Here is a 26,239-nt window from a genome sequence, read left to right on the forward strand (position 1 = left end):
TTCCGAATGTTATCCCGGTCTTTAGGGCAGGTTGCCTACGTGTTACTCACCCGTCCGCCGCTAACTCAGTTTGTAGCAAGCTACAAACTAAATCCGCTCGACTTGCATGTATTAGGCACGCCGCCAGCGTTCGTCCTGAGCCAGGATCAAACTCTCCATAAAGGGTAGTTCGACTTGCTCATGATAAAGCTGGTATAACTTTTGCTTCCGCCCCGAAAGGCTTCAGCGTCCGTTTGTTTTAACGCTCGATGTTCAGTTTTCAAGGAGCAATCTCGTCTTCGCTCTCGGCCTCTTGCTCGGCGGCCTCTCAGCGGCGACTTGAATAATATATCACAGGCGCCCAGACGATTGCAACACCTTTTTAGAAAGAATTTTAAAAACATGAGAATCGCGTCTACATCGCTTAGCGAAGGCGGTTTATCTCCTGCATATTCCCCTAGCATACTTACCCTCTTTATAGAAGGTTCCCGCAGAATCGGAGCCATCGATCGGTCGATAAGCTCATTCCTGTCCGAAGGGGATATTGTTCAAATGGAACGCACGCGCATATACGCACGCTAGCTTGCTCGCCGAATGCCGCACCATTCTCGTACAAGCACGACAAATGAAAGAACCGGCCGCCATCAGGCGACCGGCTCTCCATCTATTCAAATTACTCCCCGCGCATATGCGGGAACAGCAACACGTCACGGATGGACGGCGCGTCAGTCAGCAGCATGATCAGGCGATCGATGCCGATGCCGAGACCGCCGGTAGGCGGCAAGCCGTACTCGAGCGCGCGGATGAAATCCTCGTCGAGATCCTGCGCCTCGTCGTTGCCCGCTTCCTTCTCCACCAGTTGTGCTTCGAAACGCTGGCGCTGATCGATCGGATCGTTCAGCTCGGTGAAGGCGTTGGCGTGCTCGCGGGCGACGATGAACAGCTCGAAGCGATCCGTGAAGCGCGGATCCTCGGCGTTCTTCTTCGCCAGCGGCGAGATCGCAACAGGGTGTCCGGTCACGAACGTAGGCTGAATGAGCGTGTGCTCGACAAATGTCTCGAAGAAGGCGTTCACGATATGGCCGAACGTCATATGCGGCTCGACCGGCACCTTGTGCTCCTTCGCCAGGCGATGCGCTTCCTCGTCGCTCATGTCGGCCGTGAAGTCGATGCCTACGGCCTTCTGGATCAACGAGGTCATGGACTCCCTGCGCCATGGCGCGGACAGGTTGACCTCCTGCCCTTGATAGACGATCTGCGTCGTGCCGAGCACTTCTTCGGCCAGATGAACGACCAGGTCCTCCGTCAGCTTCATGATGTCCTTGTAATCCGCGTAAGCTTCATACAGCTCGAGCATCGTGAACTCCGGGTTGTGGCGCGTCGACATGCCTTCGTTGCGATAGACCCGTCCGATCTCGTATACCTTCTCCAAGCCGCCGACGATGAGCCGCTTCAGGTGAAGCTCGATCGCGATCCGCATGTACAGCTGCATGTCCAATGCATTGTGATGCGTGATAAACGGCTTGGCCGCAGCGCCGCCGGCGATGGCGTGCAACGTAGGCGTCTCGACCTCGAGATAGCCGCGTCCGTCCAGATAACGCCGCATCGATTGGATGATGCGCGAGCGCGTAATGAACGTCTTTTGCACTTCCGGGCTGACGATCAGGTCTACGTAGCGCTGACGATAGCGCGTCTCCACGTCCTTCAGGCCATGGAACTTGTCCGGCAGCGGCAGCAGCGACTTGGTCAGGACGGTCAGCTCCGATACCTTGATCGAGGTCTCGCCGGTACGCGTCTTGAATACGGTGCCTTTGATGCCGATGACATCGCCGATATCGAGAATGCCGAACGCCTTGTATTGATCCTCCGGCACGGAGTCCTGACGCACGTAGATCTGAATCTTGCCCGTCAGATCCTGGATATGCGCAAAGGAAGCCTTGCCCATCGAACGCTTCTGCATGATGCGTCCCGCTACGCTAACTTCTTCGGCGAGCTCGTCCAGCTCTTCTGTCGACTTGGCGTCGAGGCGCGCGAGGATGTCGCCTGCGGCAGCCGTACGCTCGAACTTCGTGCCGAACGGATCGATGCCCAGCTTGCGAAGCTCGTCCAGCTTGCCTCGGCGGATCTGCAGCATCTCGCTGAGTTCGGCGGCGGTAGGTTCGGCGCTTGCCTGTTGATCCAAATCTTGACTCATGATGTACACCCTTTCCTAACTAAATATCCGTCAGAACGCGGGCCACCCCTCTTTCGTTCAAAAAAGCTTCCGCTGCCGGAAGCTTTTTCGCGCTCACAGATGGCCTTTTTAGCTGGCTTGGCACGGGGCCTCGCAGCGGATTACCTTTTGATATCTACGATCTTGTATTGAATAATGCCCGCGGGAACGCTGACTTCGACGGTCGTGCCCTTCGACTTGCCGATGATCGCGCGTCCGACAGGGCTCTCGTTGGAGATCTTGTTCTTCAGCGGGTCGGACTCTGCGGTGCCGACGATCGTATATTCAAGCGTCTCGTTGAATTCGAGGTCTTCGACGACGACGGTGGAGCCGATGCTCACGGTGTTGAGATCGATCTCGTCGTTGTTGATGATGCGAGCGTTGCGCAGCATCTTCTCGAGCGTGATGATGCGGCCTTCTATGAATGCCTGTTCGTTCTTGGCATCTTCATATTCCGAGTTTTCGCTGATGTCGCCGTAACCGATTGCAACCTTGATTCGCTCGGCTACCTCGCGGCGCTTGACGGACTTCAGGTTCTCCAGTTCCTCTTCGAGCTTCTTGAGCCCATCCGGGGTCAGAAGCACTTCCTTTTCGCTCATCTCACCGATCTCCTGTCGAAGATATGATATCCATGCCGGGCATGAAGGCTTGCTTGCGGAGGCTGCGCCGCGAACCGCGCGGCGGGACGCGCACCTTGAATACAGTTATATGGCGAATTGCCGCCGACATGACTGGGAATGTCCCGGCCAGCCGCGGCAATCTCGACCGTCTTGCGAATATTGCTTAGAATTATATTTCAACCCCTATTAAATGTCAATTAACAGGAATCGGCGCGAAATCAATGCACGACGGCGGGTCCGTCCTCGGTCTGCGCGGCGGCGTCGAGGTCGGCCAACGACTCCACGTATTCGTCGAGCCTGCGCGCGACGTCGGCGCGGCGCGTCATTTCCATGATCTCGTTTTTGACGCCCGCGGCATCCGGCAGCCCCTTGAGGTACCAGGCCAGATGCTTGCGCATCTCGCGTACCGCCTGCCCCTCGCCCTTAAGGTTGATCAAGCGGTCCATATGCAGCATGGCGATCCGCATCTTCTCCCCGGGATTCGGGTCAGGGAGTTTCTCTCCCGTGGTCAGGTAGTGGACCGTGCGGTACAGCATCCACGGATTGCCCAGCGCGCCGCGTCCGATCATGACGCCGTCGACGCCCGTATGCGCGAGCATGCGCTCCGCGTCTTCAGGCGAGAAAACGTCTCCGTTGCCGATAACCGGAATGGAAACGGCCTCTTTGACGTCCTTTATGATATCCCAGTTCGCGTGACCCGTATACAATTGTTCCCTGGTGCGTCCGTGCACGCTGATCGCAGCGCCTCCGGCACGTTCGACAGCCCGGGCGTTTTCCACCGCGTAGATATGCTCGTCGTCCCAGCCGATCCGCATCTTGACCGTCACCGGCTTCTCTGCGGCGTCCACCGCATAAGAGACCATCTCGTAGATCTTGGCCGGATCGAGCAGCCACCTGGCGCCCGCGTCGCACTTCGTGACCTTCGGCACGGGGCAGCCCATATTGATGTCGATAATGTCGGCGTTCGTGTTCTTGTCGACGAACTTGACCGCCTCGACGAGCGACTCCCGGTCGCCTCCGAAAATCTGCAGGCTGAGCGGCTTCTCCCGCTCGTCGACGAACAGCATCTCGAGCGTCCGCTGATTGCCGTGCAGTATCGCCTTGTCGCTGACCATCTCCGCGCACACGAGGCCGCAGCCGAACTCCTTGGCGATCAGCCGAAAAGCCGGGTTGCAAACGCCTGCCATCGGCGCCAGCACCACGTTGTTATTCATCTCCACATTGCCGATCTTCAGCATGTGATATCCCTCCTAGAGGCCGCGCGGCTCCAACCCGGAATCCAGACGGCGAATGCCTTCCCTCTCAAGCGTATCCGGCCCGAGCTGCGCTTCCCAAGGGAAGGCCTCGCCGGGCGCCCACACGTCCCTGAGCGGCGCAAGCACGAACGCCCGCTCCCCCATGCGGGGGTGCGGGAGCGTCAACTCGTCCGTCTCGAACGTCTCGTCCTCGTACGTCAGCAGGTCCAGATCGATGACGCGAGGTCCCCAGCGGAACTCGCGGACCCGGCCCATCTCGAGCTCGAGCGCGAGCAGCGCCCGCAGCAGCTCGAGCGGCGGCAGGCTTGTAAATAGCGCCGCGGCCATATTCAAAAAATTCGGCTGGTCCGTATAGCCGACCGGGTCGGTCTCGTACACGCCGGACACGCGCTCCACCCGTATGCCGGGCGTCTCGTTCAAGCGACGCAGCGCCTCCGCGAGAGACCGCTCCCGGTCGCCCAGATTGGCGCCGAGCGCCACATAAGCCAGCTTCATCATCGTTCAGTCCTTCTTATGCCCGCTGTTCGGTCATCTGGCGCGCGTGAGCTCCACCGTGACGCCGTCGAACGTGATGTCGAAGGGCGGATTCGGCTTCGTCACGCCTACCGTGACTTCATGGATTATAGTATACGTACCGAGTACCGCCGTTGCAATGCTCGCGGCCAGCTTCTCGATAAGCTTTACTGGCGGGCCTTCCACGATTTCCTTGACAAGAGCGTGGACCTCCGCGTAATTCACCGTATCGGCGACGTCGTCGCTCTCGGCCGCGCGGCTCAGATCGAGCTTCATGTCGAGATCCACGTAGTACTTCTGGCCGAGCTTGTTCTCCTCCGGGAATACGCCATGATATCCGAAAAACACCATGCGCTTTAACTTCATCGTATCCATTTCGTTCGTCGCTCCTTTAGGATGTCCGGTCGCCCGGCTTGGCTTGGCGGTATACGATCGCGTCCGTCATCGCCGCCACCCGCTTCATGAACCGTACGTCGTGCACGCGCACGATCTGGCAGCCCTGCGCGATGCCCAACGAAGTCGTCGCGCCCGTGCCTTCGACGACATCGTCGGCGGGAAGGTCGAGCGTGCGGCGAATGAATGTTTTGCGCGACGTCGCCAGCAGCACCGGATAGCCGAGCGCGTTCAACTCGCCGAGCCGTCCCATCAGCTCCAGGTTATCCTCATAGTCTTTGGCGAAGCCGATGCCGGGATCCAGCCAGATGCGATCGTCCGAGATGCCGGCCGCCTGGGCCAGCGCCACGCTCTCTCTCAAGTCGGCCAGCACGTCGGGCACGAACTCGCGGTAATCCCGCTGCCTGCGGTTGTGCATCAGGATGATCGGAGCCTTGGCATTGGCCGCCACCTGCGCCATCCGCGGGTCGTGCTTAAGGCCCCAGATATCGTTCAAAAGGTGTGCGCCGGCTCTAAGCGCGAGCTCGGCCGTATCGGCTCTGTACGTGTCGACGCTGATCGGCAACGGGACAGCCTTGCGGACCGCCTCGATGACCGGCAAAATCCGCCGCTGCTCTTCTTCGGCCGTCACGGGATCGTGCCCCGGACGCGTGGACTCGCCGCCGATGTCGATCAAGTCCGCGCCTTCTTCGGCCATCTCGACCGCGCGGCGAACCGCCGCCTCGACCGAATCGAACCGGCCGCCGTCGGAGAAAGAGTCGGGCGTCACGTTCAGAATGCCCATGATCAACGTCCGCTCGCCGAGCGCAAGCTCAAGGCCGTCGCGAAACCGGTAGTGTCTGTGATAGAGGACAGGATTCATGCTTCATCGCCTTTCTCCGCGGCAACCCGGTAAGCCGTCATCAGCCTACGGGTCCACGGGCCCGGGGCTCCGGCAGCATCGATAGTATCGACATCGGCGGCATTCGACGCGAGGCCGCCGCCGCTGACGCATGCCGGCTGCCCGTCAGGCTCCTGCGCCGCAACGACCGGCACGATCTCCTGAATCGAGTTGGTCACGAAGCATTCGTCCGCGCGCAACAGGTCGTCCCATGCATACCTGCCTTCGTGGCAAGCGAGACCCGCTCGGCTGGCCTGATCCAACACGTAAGCCCGGGTCACGCCCGCGAGCGGGCCCGTATCGAGGGACGGCGTATACAGCGCTCCGTCGCGGACCCAGAACACGTTGCTCACCAGGCCTTCGACGATCTCGTCCCGCTCGTTCAGGAACAGCCCTTCGGTGCTCGCCGAAGCGCCGCCGGCCTGAAGCTCCCGCTTCGCCGCGATATTGTTCATATAGTGGAACGACTTGAGCCGGAGCTCCCCGTTCTCTGGGCGCGTGCGCCGCAAGCGGAGCAGTCGCAGCGTCTTGCCCGGCCGCGTCGAAGGATCGTCCGCCCCGAGCGGCTTGGCATAGACGATCTCGCGCGGCGCTTCATACTCGCCCGCAGGGAGACCGATTTCGCCGCTGCCGGCGGACACCGACCAACGGATATATGCGTCGGCGAGGCCGTTCGCCTCGAGGAGCCGCGCGACGCCGGCCGCCATCGCGTCCGGATCCGGCCGATACGAGATGCCGAGCGCGGCGCAGCTCGCGGCAAGCCGCTCCGCATGCCTGCGCAGCAGCCATGGCCGGCCGCCATAGGTGCGGAACGTCTCGAACAGGCCCATCCCATACAAGAAGCCGTGATCGTAGACTGAGATCACGGCTTCCCGGCTATCCGTCAATTGTCCGTCCAGCAGCAACTTCATTGACGCAGGCCCGACTTGTAGTTCAGAAAGTTCTGCAGCAGCGTGCGGCCGTGGTCCGTCATGATCGACTCGGGGTGGAACTGCACGCCCTCGACGACATATTCCTTGTGGCGCAGCGCCATGATCTCGCCGTCCGTCTCCGCGCTGATCTCCAGGCAGTCGGGCAGCGTGTCCCGCTTCACGATGAGCGAGTGGTAGCGCGTCGCGGTGAACGGCGAAGGCACGCCTTCGAAAATCGTGCGGCCGTCGTGCGACATCTCGCTCGTCTTGCCGTGCATGAGCTGCGGCGCGCGCACGACGTCGCCGCCGAATGCCTGTCCGATCGACTGATGCCCGAGGCATACGCCGAAGATCGGAATCTCGCCCTTGAAGCGGTCGATCAAGGACAGGCTGATGCCCGCCTCGTTCGGCGTGCAAGGCCCCGGCGAGATCAGGATGTGATCGGGCGCAAGCGCGGCGATGCCGTCGAGGTCGATCTCGTCGTTGCGCTTGACGACGATGTCTTGTCCCAGCTCGCCCAGATACTGCACCAGGTTATAAGTAAACGAATCGTAATTGTCGATGACCAGAATCATGCCCAGTCCCCCTTCGCGTCGGCTCCCGTCCCGTCCGGGCTGAGTCGCTCCCCGTACTGTACAGCCTTCCAGAGCGCCTTGGCCTTGTTCAGGCACTCGTAGAACTCCCGCTCGGGATCGGAATCGATGACGATGCCGGCGCCGGCCTGTATATGGCAGAGGCCGTCCTTCGCCACCATCGTACGGATAACTATATTAAATTCCATATTCCCCGCGTAGTCAATCCATCCGATCGAGCCGGTATAGGCGCCTCTGCGCACGGGTTCGAGCTCCTCAATGATCTCCATCGTACGGATCTTGGGCGCGCCGGTGATCGTGCCGCCGGGAAACGAAGCGGCCAGCACGTCGAGACTGTCTTTGCCGTCCGCAATCCGCCCCTCGACCTGCGATACCAGGTGCATCACGTGCGAGTAACGCTCGATCGTGAGCAGCTCCGGCACGTGCACCGAGCCATAGGCGGATATGCGGCCGAGATCGTTGCGCGCGAGATCGACGAGCATGATGTGCTCCGCGCGCTCCTTCACGCTCGAGAGCAGCTCGTCCGCCATCGCCGCGTCCTCCTCCGGCGTTCGCCCGCGCCTTCGCGTGCCCGCGATGGGCCGCATGCTCACGCGCTCGCCCTGGCGCTTGACCAGAAGCTCCGGCGACGCCGACACGAGGCTGAAGCCGGGCAATCGCAGCAAGCCCATGTACGGCGAAGGATTAATGAGGCGCAGCCACTCATAGAGCGCTTCGGGGCTGGCCGTCACGGGCATCGTCTGCCGGAGGGACAGGTTCACCTGGAAGACGTCGCCCTGCCCGATGTACTGCTGGATCCGCCGCACCGCCCGCTCGAACGCTTCCTTGGAAAAGGAGGTGCGCAATCCCTGCGCGAATGCTTCGACGTCAAGGGCCAGTCCCTCCTCCGCCAGCAGCGTACGCGCCGCCTCCAGTGCCGACGCGGCCTCGGCCGCCGCGGCCCTCGCGACGATCCGGTCCCAGTCCGCCTTCATGCGCGCCGCATGCGCGCGCGCTGCTTCATATGCGGCCGCAATCGCCGATTCGCTGCTAGCTTCGCTTGGATCCGCATGAACGGCGAGGTACAGCTCGCCCGCCTCGTGATCCACGATCCACAGCTCGTCGATCAGCAAAAACGCGTAATCCGGCAGCCCCAGCTCGTCCGCCGACGTCTGCGGGAGCCGCTCCAGCGAGCGAGCGACGTCGTAGCTCCAGTAGCCGACGGCGCCGCCCGCAAACATCGGCAGCCCCGTATCCGAAGGCGCTCGGAAGCCGCGCATCGCCGAGCGCACGACCGAGATCGGATCGCCGTGCAATCGCTCGATCCCTCCTCCTGCAACCTCGCCGCTGCAGCGCCTTAGCTCGGCTTGGTCGCCTCGTCCGACCAACACCCCGCTTGGCCGGATGCCGAGGAACGTATACCGCCCGCCCTTGCCGCTCTCGAGCACGAAGGCTTCTTCGCCCGCCGCCTCCCAGGCGCCGCGCCAGAGCGGAACGCGATCTTCGCCTGCGGCCAACGCATGCTTTTCTATATAAGGCAGACGGTTGTATCCGTCGGCAGCCTCGCCGGCCTCCGACCGTTCGCCAAGCCACGTCCGCCATTTTTCCAACGATATCCGCGCTTCCAACTCCGCATATCCCCCTCGGAAGCTTTCTCGCCGACCATCGAACCGCGCAGCTTCCTATTCTTCCCTAAAGTATACAAACAATCGCATGCCGAGGATAGAGCGCCCGCTCAACCGCGCGCGAAACTTTAATAAACTCCGAATCGTCTCTAAATATGGGTATTGAAGGATGCAACGCTAAAAAGGGAGATGATCATCGCATGCTCAATAGAAATAAAATCCGGATGTTCGGGCTCGCCCTGCTGCTGGCGGCCGGTACCGCGGCGACGTCCGGCGGAACCGCGGTTCAGGCGGCTTCGGCCCCCAAGCCCATCAAACTCGTCGTCAACGGCAACGAGATCGCGTCCGGCACGGCGGCGCCCTACCTCGACGCCAGCGGCAGCGTTTTCGTCCCGCTTCGCATGGTCTCGCAGCTGCTCAAGTCCTATGTCGACTGGGACGGCGCCAAGAAGCTCGTCTCCGTCTACGCGCCGAACCGCACCGTGAAACTGACTCTTGGCAGCAAGACGGCGCAGCTTAACGACAAGTCCTTCGCGTTGAACGCAGCAGCCCGGATGAAGAACAACACGGTGTATGTGCCCGTACGGTTCGTCGCGCAGTCCCTTGGCGCCGACGTGAAGTGGCAGAGCGCGCAGCGCACGGTGACGATCGACGACGGCGATCCGTACGCAGTCGGCTACGCGGTTACGATGACCCCGTCCATGTTCTGGCTCGACAAGAAGACAGGCGACCTTTATCAGTCCGACCCGTCCAACAGTCCGGCCGTGAAGACCGGCAAGCTCGACTTTAAACAGCAGGAATTTTTAAGGCTCTCCGTCGACAAGCTCGGAACCAGCGGATTCGTCGTGACGGTGTCCGATATCTACGGCGAACCGCACATCAACGTCAACTACACGACAGCCTACGTCAAAAACAAGAAGCTCGCCGACCAGGCCACCGTCCATTATTGGCAGCGCATGACGCCGAACGTGACCACCCTTGGCAACCAAGCGGTGCTGACGGACGGCAAGTCACTGCGAATTCTGAATGCGGACGGCAGTACGGACAAGTCCTACGACCTGACGAAGCTGGGCGGGCTGGACGAAGTCTACGGCGTGGAGGGCATCGGCGCGAACTATCTGCTCATCCGGCCGAACACGACGGGCTTGCTGACGCTGGTCGACCCGGAGACGGGCAAAAAGAAGGCGCTCTACGAGCTGCTCGACCCGGCGGACCAGGAATATGCCAAGCTGAACGACGTTCCTTACCACGGCGATACGTTCACGGTTGGCGGCGAGCACGACGGCGTCATCGACCTCATCTACACCAGCGTTAAGGATGGCCAACAGCAGACCCTTACCGTTAAAATCAAAGACTGGCTGTAAACGCCGTAAGACGGTTGCCCGTTGCCTGCTAAAGCTCGACAGCCCCGCTCCCGGCGGGGTTTGTTACTTTTCAAACGATAACGGGTATGTGTCGGCAGAAGGATTCGAAGGAGCGCAGGCCTCATGAGCGAGCGGGAAGGCAGCCCGGCTAAAAGACCCGTCGTCGCCTTGACGGGCGCAAGCGGTTATATCGGCCGCAATCTGCTCCAACGGTTGACGCCATTCGCGGACGTGATCGCGCTATCCCGAGGCGGCGTGGAAGGTCGGGAGGCAGAGCCGCATACGAGCTGGCGCTCGTGCGACCTGTTCTCTTTGATCGACGCGGAACGGGGATTGGCGGGGGCGGACTATGCGGTGTACCTGGTTCACTCCATGCTCCCGTCGGCCAAGCTGACGCAAGCCCGGTTCGAAGACATGGATGTGCTGCTCGCCGATCACTTCGCCAGGGCAGCCAGCAAAAACGGCGTGCGCCAGATTGTCTACCTGAGCGGCATCATCCCGCCGGACGTGCCGCCTGGCGAGCTGTCCCGTCATCTGCGGAGCCGGCTGGAGGTTGAAAAAGTGCTCGCTTCGTACGGCGTGCCGGTGACGACGCTGCGGGCCGGCCTGATCGTCGGACCCGAAGGCTCTTCTTTCCCCATTCTGCTGAAGCTGGTGCGCCGACTGCCCCTCATGATCCTCCCCAAGTGGACGCGTACCCGCACGCATGCGATCGCCCTGCCCGAAGTGCTGGACGCTTTGACGGCGACGATCGGACGGACCGACCTGTACCGTCGCTCGATCGATATCGGCGGACCCGATGTCATGACCTACAAGCAGATGCTCGGCCAAACGGCGGAGGCGTTGGGGAAGAAGCGGCTCTTTATTCCCTTTCCTGCCTTCTCCGTGTATCTGTCGCGTCTGTGGCTCGCGCTGATCACCGGGACGCCCAAAGAGATGGCCTATCCCTTAATCGAGAGTCTGGTTCACCCTATGGTTGCAAGGAACGAGGAGCGTGCGAGCGGGATCGGGGAGGGTGTCATTACGTTCCGCCGGGCGGCGGAAGATGCGATTCGGGAAGAGCGGGAAAGGAAGCTTGGCCGCAATCGTGCAACGGGGAGACAGAAGCGGAGGCCCGGGAAGGATGAGCGCGCCGCCAAATCGGACGTCCGCTCCGTGCAGCGCGTCAGGCTGCCCGCCGGGATGGACGCCGATGCTGCGGCCAAGTCGTACCTCGGCTGGCTGAATCGGGCGGCAGGACCGCTAATCAAGGCGGTGCATGATAAGAAGGATATTTATCGGATCCGCATTGCAGGACGAAAGGCGCCCTTGCTGGAGCTCACGTACGCCGAAGAGCGGAGCTCGCCGACGCGTGCGTTGTATTACATTACGGGCGGCTCCTTTTCCAGCCGGAAGGAGACGCACCGCGGCCGCTTGGAGTTCTTGCAGGTTCCGGACTCCGACGAATGCATCATCGCCATTCACGACTACTTGCCGGCGCTGCCATGGTTCCTCTACAAGTATACGCAGGCCAAGATACATTTGTGGGTCATGTACGCGTTCAAGCGTTACTTGAAGAAACGAATTCAGTAGGCTCTCGCGAGATATTCTTAGGCCCGTGCGCCCGCATAGCCGCCTTCGCCCGCGCCTATACTACGGTGGATTATGCCGGCGCAGATGGCGCCGGGCCAAAGGAGGACGACGCGATGGCAGAACGGGCGGTGCTCGCTTACTTCAACACGCCGGACCAAGCCAGACAGGCGCTGGAGGGGCTGAAGTCTTTGCGCCTTAGTGAGCATGGGATCGACCGGTTCGACGGGTATCCGGGCGCCGGCATGGAGCATCTCGACCAGCTGGGCAATACGATCGCCGGCACGTTCCGCGGGCTGGGATTCATCACGCTGGGCGGGGACTTCGACAATCCCGACGCAGCCGTGCTGGCCGCGGCCAGCGTCAGCGCCAGCGGAATGAGCTCGGGCGGGCCGGACAACCGGGTGACGGGGCGGGATATTCTGCTGACGGCCATCGTCGACGAGGACGACTACGACCAAGCGGTGGAGATCTGTCGGCAAGCGGGCGCGCTATAGACGCAAACGGAGGGCCGGGGCCCTCCGTTTTTGCATTTCTCGGCCTAAAAATCCGGCCGCCCCAAAGGACGGCCGGATCGTCGGCCAACTCTATTAGTTGTCGAAGTTGAACAGCGGCGTACTCAGGTAGCGTTCGCCGTTGGACGGAACGACCGCGACGACGCGCTTGCCGGCGCCGAGCTCCTTCGCCACTTGCAGCGCCGCGAAGATGGCCGCGCCGGAGGAGATGCCGCACAGAATGCCTTCCTTCTTGGCAGCGGTGCGCGCCCACTCGAACGCATCTTCGTTTTCGACGGCGATGATCTGGTCGTAGATCTCGCGATCCAGAATCTCAGGCACGAAGTTCGCGCCGATGCCTTGGATCTTGTGCGGGCCGGCCTTGCCGCTCGACAGCAGCGGAGACGCAGCAGGCTCGACAGCGACGATCTTGACGCCCGGGAAATTGTCCTTCAGCACCTTGCCGGCGCCGGAGATCGTGCCGCCCGTGCCGATGCCCGCCACGAACGCGTCCAGCTTGCCGTCGAGGGAGTTGATCGCTTCGACGATCTCGGGACCCGTCGTCTCGAGATGGATCTTCAGGTTCGCCTTATTCTTGAACTGATCGGCGAGGAAGTAGTCCGGGTTCTCCTTGAGGAGCTCTTCGGCCTTCTTGACGGCGCCGTTCATGCCTTCGGAACCGGGGGTCAGCACCAGCTCGGCGCCATAGGCGCGAAGCAGGTTGCGACGCTCGAGGCTCATCGTCTCGGGCATGACGATAACCGCACGGTAGCCCTTCGCCGCAGCGACGAGCGCGAGGCCGATGCCGGTGTTGCCGCTGGTCGCTTCGACGATCGTGCCGCCCGGCTTCAGCTTGCCTTCTTTTTCAGCTTCTTCGACGATGCTGATGGCGATCCGATCCTTCACGCTAGCGCCCGGATTCTGATATTCGACCTTGACGTAAACCTCCGCGCTGCCCTCGGGTACGATGCGGTTCAGACGGACGAGCGGCGTATCCCCGATCAGGTCCGTGATATTCTGCACGATTTTTGCCATGTCGAATGATTCCTCCTTGGATAATGGCGGACGGCCTCGTCCATTCCCGTATTTCCGACAAATTCAGTCGGCTTTTATCTTTTCTCATCTTATCAACGTTGCACAAGAATGTCAATAGAAGGATAAATCCGAACGGCTAAATCCGTGCGTCTAAAACTGAAGCGCCCCGTCCAGCACTTTAGCCCCATATTTGTCCAGCAGCGACTGCTCGACCTCGGACAGCGGCGGCGCCGCCGACAGCGCGTATTCGCGCTTCGCCTCTTCCCGCTCCGCCTGCGCATCCTGCTCGCCCGCGCCTCGCCGACCTGCGACGAGCACGACCTCGTAGCCTGCGTCCGTACGGATCGGCCCTGCCGCTTCCCCGATCTCAAGCTTCGCGGCCGCCGCCAACAGCTCGGGCGCGACGAACGGATCGTCGGCCTCGACCCAGCCCAGATTGCCGCCGTCCGAGGCCGTATCCGCATCCTGCGAGTTCGCGGCAGCCAGCTCCGCGAAATCCTCTCCTTGCTGCAGCAGGTCCACCAGACGCTCGGCGTCCTTCTGCCTCCCCACGACGATATGGGAGAGCTTCAGCTCCTCCTTCGGCGCGAATTCCTCCGGATGATCGCTCATATACTGGTCCACGTCCGCATCAGTCACCTCAATGCCGCGGATCGCGAGCGCTTCAAGCTGCAATTTATAAAGGATGTCCTCGCGCACGTCCTCGCGCGTCATGCCAAGCTGCTGCTTCCGGGCATCATAGAAGGCTTCAAGACTCTCATAGCCTTCGCTCGCCTTGCGAAGCTCCTGATCCACCGCATCCTCCGTAATCGAGATGCCCGCGGATTGCGCTTCCTTCTGGACGGCCACGCGAAGCATCATCATCCGCACCGTCTGCTCTCCGTACGAATTCAGCAGCGCGTCCAGCAGCTGCCGGCGCGTGATGCGCGTCTCCCCTACGATCGCCACGGTATCGCCCGCTCCTCCCGGAGCTCCCGTCATCGAACCCGATGGGATGGGCTCGCTGCCAGGCGGCTCCGCCGTATGCGCCGGCTTGGCCGTGCAACCGGCCTCGGCAGTCAGCGCCCACGTCAGGGCAAGCAGAACGATCGGCTTCCCCAGCCGCTTCGTCTGCCACATGGCCGTATCCCTCCCTCTGCCATATTAAGAAGACGCGCGTTCCAGAATCTCGCGGAGCTGCTCGCCGTCGAATAGGTAAGATTCATTGCAGAAATGACACTCGACCTGGGCCTGGCCGTCTTCGTCGATCAGCTTGCGCAGATCGGCTTCGCCCATGCTGATGAGCGTGCGTTCTACGCGCTCGCGCGAGCAACCGCAGACGAACCGGGGCTCGATCGTGTCGTGGATCGTCAGATCGTCGCCGACGAGGAACCGCAAGATCCCTTCGGCCGTCTCGCCTTTGTCGAGCAGCGCGGTGACGTGCGGCATCGCGGAGACGGCCTGCTCGAGACGCGAGAGCTGCTCGTCGGTAATATTCGGCAGCACCTGAATGACGAACCCGCCGGCGTGCAGCACGGCGTTGTCGGTATCGACGAGGACGCCCAGCCCGACGGCGGACGGCGTCTGCTCGGATGCCGCGAAGTAATACGTGAAGTCCTCGGCCAGCTCGCCCGAGATGAGCGGCACGCTGCCGCGGTAAGGCTCCTTAAGGCCAAGGTCCTTGGTCACGTTGAGGAAGCCCGTCTTGCCCACCGCGCCCGATACGTCCAGCTTGCCCAGGCTGTTGCTCGGCAGATGCGTATGCGGATAGTCGACGTAGCCTTTGACTTCGCCCGCGGCGTTGGCGTCGACGACGATCTGCCCGATCGGTCCGTCGCCCTTCACCTGTACGGTGAGCTTCTCGTCTCCCTTGAGCATGAAGCCCATCATGGCCGCCGCCGTCGCGGTCCGGCCGAGCGCGGCCGAAGCCGTCGGAAACGTGTCGTGCCTCCGTTGGAGCTCGCGCACGAGCTCGGTCGTCTTCGCGCCGAAGACGCGCACGGCGCCGCCCCACGCGGTGCCTCTGATCAGTTCGTCCGTCACTTCATCCGCTCCTTTGCCTCTGTTATCGTAGGCCGGCTCGTCCGCCCGCGAGAACGGGCGCACGACGGCCGGGATTTCTATAGATTGCGTTCGTAAATGATTCTTAATCCTTCCAGCGTCAGCATCGAATCGACCGACTCGATCGTCTCCGACTCGCCGGCGATCAGCTCCGCGAGACCGCCCGTCGCGATGACGCGCGGCGTGCAGCGCTGCTCGGCGCAGATCCGCTTCACGATGCCGTCCACCTGGCCGGCGTAGCCGTAGATCGCGCCGGATTGGATCGCGGCGACCGTGTTGCGGCCGACGACCGCCCGCGGCTTGGCCAGCTCGACGCGCGGCAGCCTGGCGGCGCGTTGGTACAGCGCTTCGGCCGAGATGCCGATGCCCGGCACGATGACCCCGCCGAGATAAGCGCCCGTCGGGTCGATATAATCGAAGGTCGTCGCCGTGCCGAAGTCTACGACGACCAGCGGCGCGCCGTAATGCTCGATGCCGGCGACGGCGTTGACGATCCGGTCGGCGCCGACTTCCTTCGGATTTTCGTACCGGATGTTGAGGCCCGTCTTGATGCCCGGTCCGACGACCAGCGCCTCGCGGCCGGCATACTTGGCGAACAGGCGCTCGAGCGTAGGCATGAGCGGCGGCACGACGCACGAGACGATGACGCCGTCGATCTCGGCGGCCTGGACGCCCGCGATGCTGAACAGGTTGGTCAGCATGATCCCGTACTCGTCGACCGTCGCCGAGCGGTTCGTGCTGAGCCGCCAATGATGGAGAAGGTCCGACCCCTCGTACAAACCGAGCACGATGTTGGTGTTCCCGACGTCGACGACCAGAATCAAGAGACTTCCCCCTTCTTGGCTTCGTTCAGGTCCAGGCTGATGTCCAGCGCGTTGAACGAGTGGGTAAGCGCGCCGACGCTGATCACGTCTACGCCGGACGCCGCAACCTCGCGCACTCGTTCCGGACGAATGCCGCCGGACGCTTCCAATACGATATGGGGCGCGATGCCGCGCAGCTCGGCTGCGGCCGCCTTCATTTGCTCGGGCGACATGTTGTCGAACATGACGACGTTCGCGCCGGCGCGGGCCGCCTCGATCGCTTGCGCCAGCGATTCGGCTTCTACCTCGATCATCATCGTGTGCGGAATGCGCGACTTCGCCGACGCGACGGCCTCGGAGATGCCGCCGGCCGCCTTAATATGATTATCCTTGATCATGACCGCATCGTACAAGCCGAAGCGGTGATTGCTTGCGCCCCCGATGCGGACGGCATACTTCTCCAGCGTGCGGTGGCCCGGCGTCGTCTTGCGCGTATCGGCGATCTGCGCCGGATAGCCTTCGGCCGCGTCCACGTAGACGCGGGTCTTGGTGGCGATGCCGGACAGCCGCTGCAGCAGGTTCAGCGCGAGGCGCTCGCCGGTCAGGATGCTGTGCGTGGCGCCCTCGACGACCGCGAGCACGGCGCCGCGCTCGACGCGATCGCCGTCATGCGCCCGCGATTCAATCGCAAGCGACGGATCGATCACGCCAAATACGAGGCGCATGAGCGGCATGCCCGCCAGCACACCCGCTTCCTTCGCGTGGATAATGCCCTTCGAGCGGTGACCTGCCGGCACCGTCGACATCGTGCTGACGTCTCCGCTGCCGATATCCTCGGCAAGCCAGGCCCTCAGCTGCGCCTTGACGGCGTCGACCGCGGGTCCAGCGATCTCCCAGTCTTTTTCCGATTCAAACATCGCCTATGAACTCCTCTCCGATGCCCCGTTCCCTGTGCATCAGCGTATGCTTGCGCCAGAACAGATCGTCCTTATCCGGAAAGTCCTCCCGGTAGTGCGCCCCGCGGCTCTCCTCGCGCATGAGGGCCGCCTCCATCATCAACGTCGCGCAGGTGAGCAAGTTCGCGTATTCGAACTCCTCGCGCGTCGTCATCTCCGTCTGGTACAGCGGTGCCTGGCGGCGCAGTTCTTCGAGCCCCTTGGTCAAGCCGTGGGCCTCCCGCCTGAGACCGGCGAAGCGCACCATCAGCTTCTGAAGCTTCAGGCGGCGTTCCGCCATCTTGCCCGCAGGCGCGCCGATCCGCTCGGAGGCATATCCGGTACGCGCTTCGCGCGCAAGCGGCTCGAGCGAGCGAACCCGCTCCACGATGCGGCGGCCGAACACGATCGCCTCGGACAGCGAGTTGCTCGCCAACCGGTTCGCGCCGTGCACGCCCGTCGACGATACTTCGCCGCAGGCGAACAGCCGGGGGATGCTCGATTCGCCGTTCATGTCCGTGCGGACGCCTCCCATCATATAATGGGCAGCCGGCGCCACCGGAATCCAGTCCGTCGTCATGTCGAGGCCGTAATTCAGGCAAAATTCGTAAATATTCGGAAACCGGTGCTTGATCAAGTCCGGCGTCTCGTGCGTAATATCGATATAAACGTAAGTCGACTTGGTCAGCTCCATCTCGCTCAAGATCGCCCTGGCGACGATGTCCCGCGGAGCCAGCTCGAGCTGCGGATGATACTTGTCCATGAAGCGCTCGCCGCGGATATTGCGAAGGACGGCGCCCTCGCCTCGCACGGCCTCCGAGATCAGGAAGCGCGGCGCGCCGGGGTAGCATAGGGAAGTCGGGTGGAACTGGTTGAATTCCATATCGCGGATGACCGCGCCGGCGCGGTAGGCCATCGCGATGCCGTCTCCCGTCGCCACCTCGGGATTCGTCGTATAGCGGTAGAGCTGGCCGGTGCCGCCGGAGCAGAGGACGGTCGCCGCGCCTCGCACGATCACGCGCGAGCCGTCCGGCTTCTGTACGAGCGCGCCGACGCACTCGCCCTCCTCCGTGAGAAGGTCGAGCACGAAGCGGTCGTCCCACACCTCGATGTTCGGCACGCTCTGCACTTTCTCCGCCAGCGCGCGTACGATCTCGTAGCCCGTGGCGTCGCCGTTGGCGTGGAGAATGCGCCGCTGGCTGTGCGCGCCTTCCTTGGTCAGGGCGAGGTGTCCGTCCTCCTCGTCGAAGTGCGTGCCGTACTGGATCAGCGCCTGCACGCCGTCCGGTCCCTCGTGCACGAGCACGTCCACGGCCTCGGGATCGCAAAGTCCCGCGCCTGCGATCAACGTATCCTGGCGGTGGAACTCCGGCGAATCGTCCTCCGAGATGACGGCCGCGATGCCGCCCTGCGCGTAGCGCGTGTTGCTGTCGAACAGCGACTTCTTCGTGATCATAAGCACGCGGCGGTCTTTGGCCGCTTGAAGCGCCGTGAACAGGCCCGCGATCCCGGCTCCGATAATGATCATATCCGTCTGTACGGTCTCAAGCGCCGCCGGATCGAAATCGACGATATAACGTGGTATCATGGCCCTCTGCGACTCCCCGCCTGAAGTTATTGGTCTCTCGGTTACTTGACGAGCAGCATGCGCTCAAGCGACAGGCGCGCCTTGTCGGCGACGTCTTGCGGCACGTGGATCTGCGGCTGCATCGTTTCGAGCGCCTTGACGACCTTCTTCAGGTTGTTGACCTTCATGTTCGGGCAGACGAGGAATTTGCTCGCGAAATGGAACGTCTTGTCCGGGCTGTCCACCCGCAGCTGGTACCCCGTGCCGTCCTCGGTGCCGACGATGAACTCCTTGTGGCTCGATTCGCGGCAATACTTCAGGATGCCGGTCGTGCTGCCGACGAAGTCGGCCAGCTCGACGACCTCGGGCCGGCATTCCGGATGCACGACGAACTGCGCGTTCGGATACTTCGCGCGCATCTCGTACACGTCTTTGACGGTCAGCATGTCGTGCGTGTTGCAGTAGCCTTCCCAGATGATCATCTTCTTGTCCGTGTGCTGCTGCACGTAGTGGCCCAGGTTCTTGTCCGGGCACCAGATGACCTCGTCGCCTTCGACGGAATTGACGACCTTGACCGCGTTCGCCGACGTACAGCAGATATCGGTCTCGGCCTTCACGTCGGCGGACGAGTTGATATAGGTCACGACCTTGGCATTGGGATGCTTCGCCTTCAGCTCCCGCAGGCCGATCGGATTGACCATGTCCGCCATCGGGCAGCCCGCGCGCTCGTCGGGGACGAGCACGGTCTTGTGCGGCGCGAGGATCTTGGCGCTCTCGCCCATGAAGTGAACGCCGCAAAACACGATGACGTCCGCGTCCGTCTGCGCGGCCTTCTGGGCGAGCAGGAACGAGTCTCCGCGGAAGTCGGCCACCTCTTGAATCTCGTCGCGCTGGTAATAGTGAGCCAGAATGATGGCATTGCGTTCCTTCTTCAGCTGCGCCAGGCGCTCGCGCAGCTCGCGGTTCTGCTCCGCTTTGCGTTCAAGGGCTAAAGCTTCCATGGTGAGTCTCCTCCTGCGGCGTTGACGCCTGGATATGATTAATTGTGAAAATAAGCACAAATTAGGCCGCTTAACAAAAACGGGTTGCCAAAATCGCAACCGACGTCGGTGAGTCAACAATAAATTTACACTTGCCGGGGGGCACTGTCAATGAATGTTCACAGATTTCCGCAAGAAGTTTTACGTGTATTTATCGGCTTTCCAGAGGCTCGGAAACATTCGGGAACATGCGTTCCTCCGCGCATTCCAGAAGGCGACCGCAATAAATTCCAGCGCATCGCAAATTAGTCGTCATGAAACCGCATTCATTGATCGGCGCCGTCTATTAGAATGAGGAGTGACTTCAAACATTTCCCAATAAGGCAGGCGTTCTACATTGACCTCCTCTCCCGCATCCCTCGCTCCGCTGCACCGGAAGGACCCCCGCAGACGTTCGCTGCGTACGAAATGGATGCTCCTCATTTCCATTGCCGTATTTCTCTCGCTGACCGCAAGCACGCTGATGCTATTCGCTACGGTGAGGAGCTCGCTTCAACGTTCCTTTGCCGATGCCAATGCGGTACAGGTCGAGAGCGCGACGCGCGAAATGCGGATGCTGACCGAGCAATACGAAAAATCGCTCGAGCAGCCTCCATGTCAATCGGAACGCTGGCCGCGAGCGCGGGTCGTCCCGACGAACCGATTGCGCAGCTGCTCCGGGAGACGCAGGCCAAGGATCAGGCTCTGCAAAGCGTCTTCTTCATCCCCGCCTCCGACGGGCATACAATGGGGTCTACGAGCATGAATCCCCCGGCTGACGATCGGCAATCTTCAATATACCGGCTAGCCGCACAAGAGAAATCGACCGCATGGACGAGCGTCCACCTGGACGCAGCCACCGGCAAAATGACCGTCACCGCCGTCACGCCTGTCATGAAGGATTCGAAGCTTTACGGCGCAGTGGGCTACGATATCAGTCTCGCGGGAATCGGCGCGCTGCGGGAGTCGAACGAGTCGTTCGGCAAAAACAAGCTGATCCTTTTCGATGACCGCGGCCTCGTCGTCACCTCCTTCATGAAGGGGATGGAAGGAAAAAATATCGATCCGAACGCGAGCGGGCGGACGGAAGGCGCGGACGACGCGCTCGAGGATGTAGGCGATATGAAAAAAACGTTCGCATGGGTCGAGGATGTAGCCGCCGGCAAACGGGAGGATATCGCGTTCAAATGGAAGGGCGTACGGTATACCGGCACTGTCTCTTACGTTTACTCGATGAACTGGAACGTCGTCTCTTTCACCGAACGAAGCGCGCTTGACCGGAGTTTGCAAGGTTTTTTACGGATTAGCGCGGTCGCCCTTGTCATCGGCCTCGTCATCGGCGCCCTGGCCGCCCTCTATATTGCGACTCGGCTGCTGCGTACGATTAATGCCCTTCGCAAAACGATCGCCAAGACGTCGGACGGGGATCTGGTCGCGCAGTTCGACTATGCGGCAAACGACGAGCTCGGCGACTTGGCGGCGAGCTACAACGAAATGCTGCATCGCGTCCGATCGCTGATCGGGAAAGTGAATGTCGGCGTGTCCTCCGTCGAAGAGACGGCGCACGGCGTTATGCTCATATCGGGGGAAAACGGCAGAACCAGCCGGGAAGCCGCCCGTTCGACCGAGGAGATCGCGGCAGGCGCGGCGGGCACGACGCTGGAGCTGGAGAAAAGCTCCGAAGCCGTACGTTTTCTAACTCGTGAAATCGGCACGCTAAAGGTTCAATCCGCCGATATCGAACGCGAGCTTGCGACATCCGAGGTTCAGGTTCGGGACGGGGACGCTCGCGTCGCGCATTTGGAAGCTTCATTCGAGGAGCTCGAGCAAGCCTTCGGCCGGGTCGCCGGCATGGTCGACGATCTGTGCGCGCAATCGCAATCGATCTCCTCCGTCACCCGGGCGATCTCAGATATTGCCGAGCAGACGAATGTCCTGGCCGTGAACGCCGCGATCGAAGCCGCAAGAGCGGGCGCGCATGGCCGTGGCTTCGCGGTCGTCGCGGACGAGGTCAGACGGCTCGCGCAGCAAGCCCGGCACTCTGCGAAGCAGATCGAGCTGACGATCGCCGGCGTTCTGGAGCAGACCGGCAGCCTCGCGGAGATCATGAATCGCACCAACGAAGTTAACGGCATTCAGAAGGACGCAGTGTCGCACGTTAGTCGCGCGATGAAGCAAATCCAAACTTCAATCGCCCGGATGCTCGCGCACGTTGCCCATGAGCGCTCCACGATCGCCGACATCGATTCGCAAAAAGGCGTCGTCGTCTCTTCTATCGATACGATCCTGTCCGTCTCCGAGGAGACGGCAGCCTCCTCGCAGGAGATCGCCTCCTCGGTTCAAGCGCAAGCGTCTGCTGCGGCAGAAGTGTCCGAGCACGCAGCGCGCCTCGTCGAGCTGGTCTCCGAGCTGAAGGAGGATGTAGCGAGGTTTAAGACGGAGTTGTAGTAAGCGCGATATATGGAATCGGGAGGCGCGCGAGCGCTCCGATTCCTTTTTTTGTATAAAACGGAACCTCCTGCGCTTTTGCGGTGTCTAATCGGTGGAGGTGTTGCGCGCTTGGAAGAAACCCACTGGTCCTACACTGAAAATATAGATGCGGACGGGCTTCGCGAATTGATGCTGCAATACGGATCCGAGGTGTGGAACCTGGCCTTTGTCCTCACCAAACGCAGAGATCTCGCGGACGATATATCCCAGGACGTATTCCTTGCCGCCTACCGAAAGATCGATACGTTCCGAGGCGCTTCCTCCGTTCGCACGTGGCTGCTGTCGATCGCGCGAAATACGGCGATCAATCGTCTGCGTTCGGCCTTTCTGCGCCGCGTCACGCTGATGGATCGCATAGACGACAGAGCGCATGATGCCGGTCCATCCGCCGAATCCGAAGCGCTGCGGCGTTCATTATCCAACGAGATTTGGGAAGACGTCATGCAGCTTCCTCTTAAACTGCGCGAAGCGCTCGTGCTGCAGGCAAGGTACGAACTGACGGTTAGGGAGATAGCGCTGATCCTCGACCTGTCGGAGGGCACCGTCAAGTCCAGGCTGTCACGTGCCAGACAACGTATGATCAGGCTTAGAGAGGAGACGTGTAGATTTGAATGAAGACAGCCTTCCTTCGTGGTATGACAAGTTAAAGGTGGACGCATCTCGTACGCCAGGCTTTACGGAGGAGCATATGTCCGCAATCGAACGGATGGCGCACGGCGACAAGATGTCGTTAAAGCATTCGCATTCGCGTTCATATCGAAGCCTCCGAGGCTTTCGCGCAGCGTTTACCGGCGTTGCTGCCGCCGTGTTTGCAGGAGCCCTTTTTTTAAGTTACATGGGGGATGATCTGATTGGGCAGCGAGGTTCGGCGATCACGTCAACGCCTTCCGCTTCGGCAACCTCCGCACCGACGGCTCCCCCCAAACCCATCAGGATTGAGCGCCTTACCGGCTTGCTCGGCGAGCAGCTGCCGTTCAAGACAGAGGAAGTGGTCGGCATTCGGCTAGAGGACGACCACCATCGAATGCAGCCTTTCGAGGTGTCGAGCGATCGGTTATACGTTATTTTGCAAAACCTGAACGCTTTGGATATGGCCGCCGCGTCGATCATCCCGGGTCCGGAGCATTCCTGGGTGCCAAATGCGTATACCATGACATTCGAAACCGCTGGAGGCTCATATGAAATGGGCTATGATCCGAGCAGCAATACGTACGGCTTTTCCAATACCCTTGTGTTGGCCGACGATCAAGTCTGGATGCTGATGCAAAGTTACATCAATCCGAACGGCGAATGGGCGGGGTTCGACAGACTTAGCGAGCAAGCAAGAAACGAACAAAAGATCGTGGAAAAAGATCAAATCACGGAAACGACCTACGAGCGGAGCCGGTTCAACATCGACGGCCTCGACTACCTCGGTTGGGAAAAGAAGTTTCTCCCGCTATCCTCCGGCACGCTTTTCTTCGATGGTGTCCTTGGAGCCAAAGGATTAATTCAATCCTTAACGCTGCCCGGTCGCGAAAACGCATATCCGGATGTAATCAAATTGTCCGGCACGATCTTTTTTACGAATGGCGGAGAAGCCTATACTACGTCAGACGGAATTAAAGTCGGACTGACGCAAGCTGAGGTTATCGCCAAACTCGGCCCGCCAAACGCCCGCACGAAGACGCAATGGAGTTACCGAATCGGCGATAACCTTCGTTTTCACCTGCTTTTCGAGAGCGGCGTAGTGCGTTTTATCTCGCTGACCATGCCTGTCTAGCCAAATCATGCTCGGCAAGGTGATCCCCGAAGGCCCTCCGCTTGCTCGAACAAAACAAAAACCCGCGATCCAGCTGCACCGAGCAGCGGAATCGCGGGTTTGTTTGTATGAAAGTTACTTCGGCTCGTTATCCTCGTCGTTCCGTTGATCCGGATTCGGAGGGGTCTGATTGGCATTCGTCTCTTCGTCGCGCGGGGTGATGCGGACGCGGACGTTGCCGCCGAGCGTGTCGATCGTCGGCTCAACGCCGGTCGGCTCGCTGCCGGAATCGCCGCCGTCGCCATCGTTCGCGGCGTTGATGTCGCCCTTCTCGATGAGCGCTTTGATCTGCTCCAATTCGAGCGTCTCTTGCGAGAGCAGCGTATTGGCGAGCAGGTGCACTTCGGCGCTCTTCTCGGTGAGCAGCTTCTTGGCGCGATCGTAGCAAGTCTGAATGATCGTCTGCATCTCTTGGTCGATCTCGTACGCGATCGCATCCGAGTAGTTCTGCTCGTGACCGATATCGCGGCCGAGGAACACTTGACCTTGGGTCGCGCCGAACTGCATCGGCCCGAGCTTGTCGCTCATGCCGTATTCCATGATCATGCTGCGCACGATGCCCGTCGCTTGCTTGAAGTCGCTGTAAGCACCCGTGCCGATCTCGCCGATGAACAGCTCTTCGGCGACGCGGCCGGCCAGCAGGCCCGTGACCTTATCCAGCAGCTCTTGCTTCGTGACCAGCATGCGGTCTTCCTTCGGCAGCATGATGACGTAGCCGCCCGCGCGTCCGCGCGGAATGATCGTCACCTTGTGCACCATATCGGCATGCTCCAGGAAGAAGCCGACGATCGTGTGGCCAGATTCGTGATAAGCGACGATGCGCTTCTCGCGATCGCTGATGACACGGCTCTTCTTCTCGGTACCGACGATGACGCGGTCGATCGCTTCGTCGACCTCTTGCATCGCGATGTCCTTCTTGTTCTTGCGCGCCGCGAGGAGCGCCGCTTCGTTGAGCAGGTTCTCCAGGTCGGCGCCGGTGAAGCCGGTCGTCCGCTTGGCGATCGTGTTCAGCTTGACGTCCTTGTTCAGCGGCTTGTTGCGCGCGTGAACCTTAAGTACGGCCTCGCGACCCTTAACGTCCGGACGGTCGACCGTGATCTGGCGGTCGAAGCGGCCCGGGCGAAGCAGCGCGGGGTCGAGAATGTCGGGACGGTTGGTCGCGGCGACGATGATGATGCCTTCGTTCGCGCCGAAGCCGTCCATCTCGACAAGCAATTGGTTGAGCGTTTGTTCGCGTTCGTCGTGTCCGCCGCCGAGGCCTGCGCCACGCTGACGGCCGACGGCGTCGATCTCGTCGATGAAGATGATACAAGGCGCGTTCTTCTTCGCGTTTTCGAACAGGTCGCGGACGCGGGATGCGCCGACGCCGACGAACATCTCGACGAAGTCCGAACCGGAGATGCTGAAGAACGGCACGCCGGCTTCGCCTGCTACGGCGCGAGCCAGCAACGTCTTACCGGTACCCGGAGGGCCCACGAGCAATACGCCCTTCGGAATGCGCGCGCCGAGCGCGGCGAACTTGCGGGGATCCTTCAGGAATTCGACGACCTCGACGAGCTCCTGCTTCTCTTCGTCCGCGCCCGCTACGTCCTCGAACGTCACGCGCTTTTTCTCTTCATTATAGAGACGGGCCTTGCTCTTGCCGAAGTTCATCACCTTGCCGCCGCCGCCCTGCGCCTGATTGATCAGGAAGAAGAACAGGATGAACATAATGACGAACGGTATGATGGAGGTGAGGAACGTCAGCCAGAAGCTCTCGCCCTGCATCGCCTTGTTCTTAAGTTCGAAGCCCTGCGCTACCGCTGCGTCGTTGATCGCGTTGGCGTCGCGCTCGGTCTGAATCCGAGTCGAGAATGCATCGCCCTTGTGACCTTCGGGCGTCTGCCCTTCCTTGAAGTGGCCGGTCAGCAGATAGGTGCCGCGGTTGACCTGCATCTCGAGGTCCTGAATGGTCTTCGACTGGATCGCAGTCATGAGCTGATTGTAGGTGAGCGGCTCGGTCGTCGTATTCTTGCCGATGAAGAACTGGACGATGCCGACGGTCACCAAAAATATAAGCAAATAAAATCCCGTATTCCGGATAAACCGATTCATCCCTGACCTCCTCCCGACACGCTTTCATCATTTTACCATAGCCTGTCTTGGTATCTCAATAAAACGC

General features: G+C 61.1%; 23 protein-coding genes and 1 rRNA gene. 6 read left to right on the forward strand and 18 right to left on the reverse strand.

Annotated elements, in window-relative coordinates; genetic code table 11:
• From BM235_RS29185 to BM235_RS29230, 10 genes are all read right to left on the reverse strand, one after another.
• A 16S ribosomal RNA gene (locus BM235_RS29185) occupies positions 1-162 on the reverse strand; the annotation flags it as partial.
• 490 nt (positions 163-652) lie between these two features.
• A complete protein-coding gene (gene lysS / locus BM235_RS29190; RefSeq protein ID WP_090117793.1) occupies positions 653-2,173 on the reverse strand; it encodes a lysine--tRNA ligase in 1,521 nt (506 codons plus the stop codon).
• Positions 2,174-2,313: 140 nt separating this feature from the next.
• Positions 2,314-2,790, reverse strand: coding sequence for a transcription elongation factor GreA (greA, locus tag BM235_RS29195; RefSeq protein WP_090117794.1), 477 nt, complete (start codon positions 2,788-2,790; stop codon positions 2,314-2,316).
• A 239-nt stretch (positions 2,791-3,029) separates the two neighbouring features.
• On the reverse strand, positions 3,030-4,049 hold the full coding sequence (gene dusB, locus BM235_RS29200; protein ID WP_090117795.1) for a tRNA dihydrouridine synthase DusB: 1,020 nt from the start codon (positions 4,047-4,049) through the stop codon (positions 3,030-3,032).
• A 12-nt stretch (positions 4,050-4,061) separates the two neighbouring features.
• Complete coding sequence (folK, locus tag BM235_RS29205; RefSeq protein ID WP_369803571.1) at positions 4,062-4,565, reverse strand: 2-amino-4-hydroxy-6-hydroxymethyldihydropteridine diphosphokinase; 504 nt, start codon at positions 4,563-4,565, stop codon at positions 4,062-4,064.
• A 30-nt stretch (positions 4,566-4,595) separates the two neighbouring features.
• Positions 4,596-4,955: a dihydroneopterin aldolase gene (folB, locus tag BM235_RS29210; RefSeq protein WP_090117796.1), complete on the reverse strand. Its 360-nt coding sequence runs from the start codon at positions 4,953-4,955 to the stop codon at positions 4,596-4,598.
• Positions 4,956-4,971: 16 nt separating this feature from the next.
• A complete protein-coding gene (gene folP / locus BM235_RS29215) occupies positions 4,972-5,835 on the reverse strand; it encodes a dihydropteroate synthase (protein ID WP_090117797.1) in 864 nt (287 codons plus the stop codon).
• Complete coding sequence (locus BM235_RS29220) at positions 5,832-6,764, reverse strand: aminotransferase class IV (RefSeq protein ID WP_090117798.1); 933 nt, start codon at positions 6,762-6,764, stop codon at positions 5,832-5,834. Before BM235_RS29220 ends, folP begins: the two co-directional genes overlap by 4 nt.
• The gene (gene pabA, locus BM235_RS29225) at positions 6,761-7,339 is read right to left on the reverse strand and encodes an aminodeoxychorismate/anthranilate synthase component II (RefSeq protein WP_090117799.1); all 579 of its coding nucleotides are present in this window, start codon (positions 7,337-7,339) and stop codon (positions 6,761-6,763) included. Before pabA ends, BM235_RS29220 begins: the two co-directional genes overlap by 4 nt.
• On the reverse strand, positions 7,336-8,964 hold the full coding sequence (locus BM235_RS29230) for an anthranilate synthase component I family protein (RefSeq protein ID WP_255374655.1): 1,629 nt from the start codon (positions 8,962-8,964) through the stop codon (positions 7,336-7,338). The genes pabA and BM235_RS29230 overlap by 4 nt, the downstream gene beginning before the upstream one ends.
• Positions 8,965-9,161: 197 nt before the next feature.
• Here BM235_RS29230 and BM235_RS29235 point away from each other — a divergent pair, with 197 nt between their 5' ends.
• From BM235_RS29235 to BM235_RS29245, 3 genes are all read left to right on the forward strand, one after another.
• Entirely contained in the window at positions 9,162-10,325 is a 1,164-nt protein-coding gene (locus BM235_RS29235) for a copper amine oxidase N-terminal domain-containing protein (protein ID WP_158544141.1), read from the forward strand.
• A 123-nt stretch (positions 10,326-10,448) separates the two neighbouring features.
• A complete protein-coding gene (locus BM235_RS29240) occupies positions 10,449-11,897 on the forward strand; it encodes an NAD-dependent epimerase/dehydratase family protein (RefSeq protein WP_090117801.1) in 1,449 nt (482 codons plus the stop codon).
• Positions 11,898-12,010: 113 nt separating this feature from the next.
• Complete coding sequence (locus BM235_RS29245; protein WP_090117802.1) at positions 12,011-12,391, forward strand: hypothetical protein; 381 nt, start codon at positions 12,011-12,013, stop codon at positions 12,389-12,391.
• A 93-nt stretch (positions 12,392-12,484) separates the two neighbouring features.
• Here the strand turns inward: BM235_RS29245 and cysK are convergent, their stop codons facing one another.
• The 7 genes from cysK to nadA form a co-directional block, all read right to left on the reverse strand.
• A complete protein-coding gene (cysK, locus tag BM235_RS29250; RefSeq protein ID WP_090117803.1) occupies positions 12,485-13,423 on the reverse strand; it encodes a cysteine synthase A in 939 nt (312 codons plus the stop codon).
• Between the two features lie 150 nt (positions 13,424-13,573).
• Positions 13,574-14,542, reverse strand: a complete 969-nt coding sequence (locus BM235_RS29255; protein WP_090117804.1) for a peptidylprolyl isomerase — start codon at positions 14,540-14,542, stop codon at positions 13,574-13,576.
• 24 nt (positions 14,543-14,566) lie between these two features.
• Positions 14,567-15,445: an Hsp33 family molecular chaperone HslO gene (hslO, locus tag BM235_RS29260; RefSeq protein WP_090117870.1), complete on the reverse strand. Its 879-nt coding sequence runs from the start codon at positions 15,443-15,445 to the stop codon at positions 14,567-14,569.
• Between the two features lie 77 nt (positions 15,446-15,522).
• Positions 15,523-16,287: a type III pantothenate kinase gene (locus BM235_RS29265; protein WP_090117805.1), complete on the reverse strand. Its 765-nt coding sequence runs from the start codon at positions 16,285-16,287 to the stop codon at positions 15,523-15,525.
• Positions 16,284-17,183 carry a carboxylating nicotinate-nucleotide diphosphorylase gene (gene nadC / locus BM235_RS29270; RefSeq protein ID WP_090117806.1) on the reverse strand — a complete coding sequence of 300 codons (900 nt, stop codon included), beginning with the start codon at positions 17,181-17,183 and terminating at the stop codon, positions 16,284-16,286. The genes BM235_RS29265 and nadC overlap by 4 nt, the downstream gene beginning before the upstream one ends.
• On the reverse strand, positions 17,176-18,789 hold the full coding sequence (gene nadB / locus BM235_RS29275) for an L-aspartate oxidase (RefSeq protein ID WP_090117807.1): 1,614 nt from the start codon (positions 18,787-18,789) through the stop codon (positions 17,176-17,178). Before nadB ends, nadC begins: the two co-directional genes overlap by 8 nt.
• A 41-nt stretch (positions 18,790-18,830) precedes the next feature.
• Positions 18,831-19,769, reverse strand: coding sequence for a quinolinate synthase NadA (gene nadA / locus BM235_RS29280; RefSeq protein ID WP_090117808.1), 939 nt, complete (start codon positions 19,767-19,769; stop codon positions 18,831-18,833).
• A gap of 633 nt (positions 19,770-20,402) precedes the next feature.
• Between nadA and BM235_RS29285 the strand changes: the two genes are divergently transcribed.
• From BM235_RS29285 to BM235_RS29295, 3 genes are all read left to right on the forward strand, one after another.
• Entirely contained in the window at positions 20,403-22,235 is a 1,833-nt protein-coding gene (locus BM235_RS29285; RefSeq protein ID WP_158544139.1) for a methyl-accepting chemotaxis protein, read from the forward strand.
• Between the two features lie 171 nt (positions 22,236-22,406).
• Positions 22,407-22,892, forward strand: a complete 486-nt coding sequence (locus tag BM235_RS29290; RefSeq protein WP_090117871.1) for an RNA polymerase sigma factor — start codon at positions 22,407-22,409, stop codon at positions 22,890-22,892.
• The gene (locus BM235_RS29295; protein WP_090117810.1) at positions 22,885-24,039 is read left to right on the forward strand and encodes a hypothetical protein; all 1,155 of its coding nucleotides are present in this window, start codon (positions 22,885-22,887) and stop codon (positions 24,037-24,039) included. The genes BM235_RS29290 and BM235_RS29295 overlap by 8 nt, the downstream gene beginning before the upstream one ends.
• Before the next feature lie 114 nt (positions 24,040-24,153).
• Here the strand turns inward: BM235_RS29295 and ftsH are convergent, their stop codons facing one another.
• Entirely contained in the window at positions 24,154-26,172 is a 2,019-nt protein-coding gene (gene ftsH, locus BM235_RS29300) for an ATP-dependent zinc metalloprotease FtsH (protein ID WP_090117811.1), read from the reverse strand.
• Positions 26,173-26,239: the final 67 nt, after the last annotated feature.

Origin of the sequence: Cohnella sp. OV330, from assembly GCF_900112065.1 — a bacterium.
In the GTDB taxonomy this organism is placed as follows: domain Bacteria; phylum Bacillota; class Bacilli; order Paenibacillales; family Paenibacillaceae; genus Cohnella.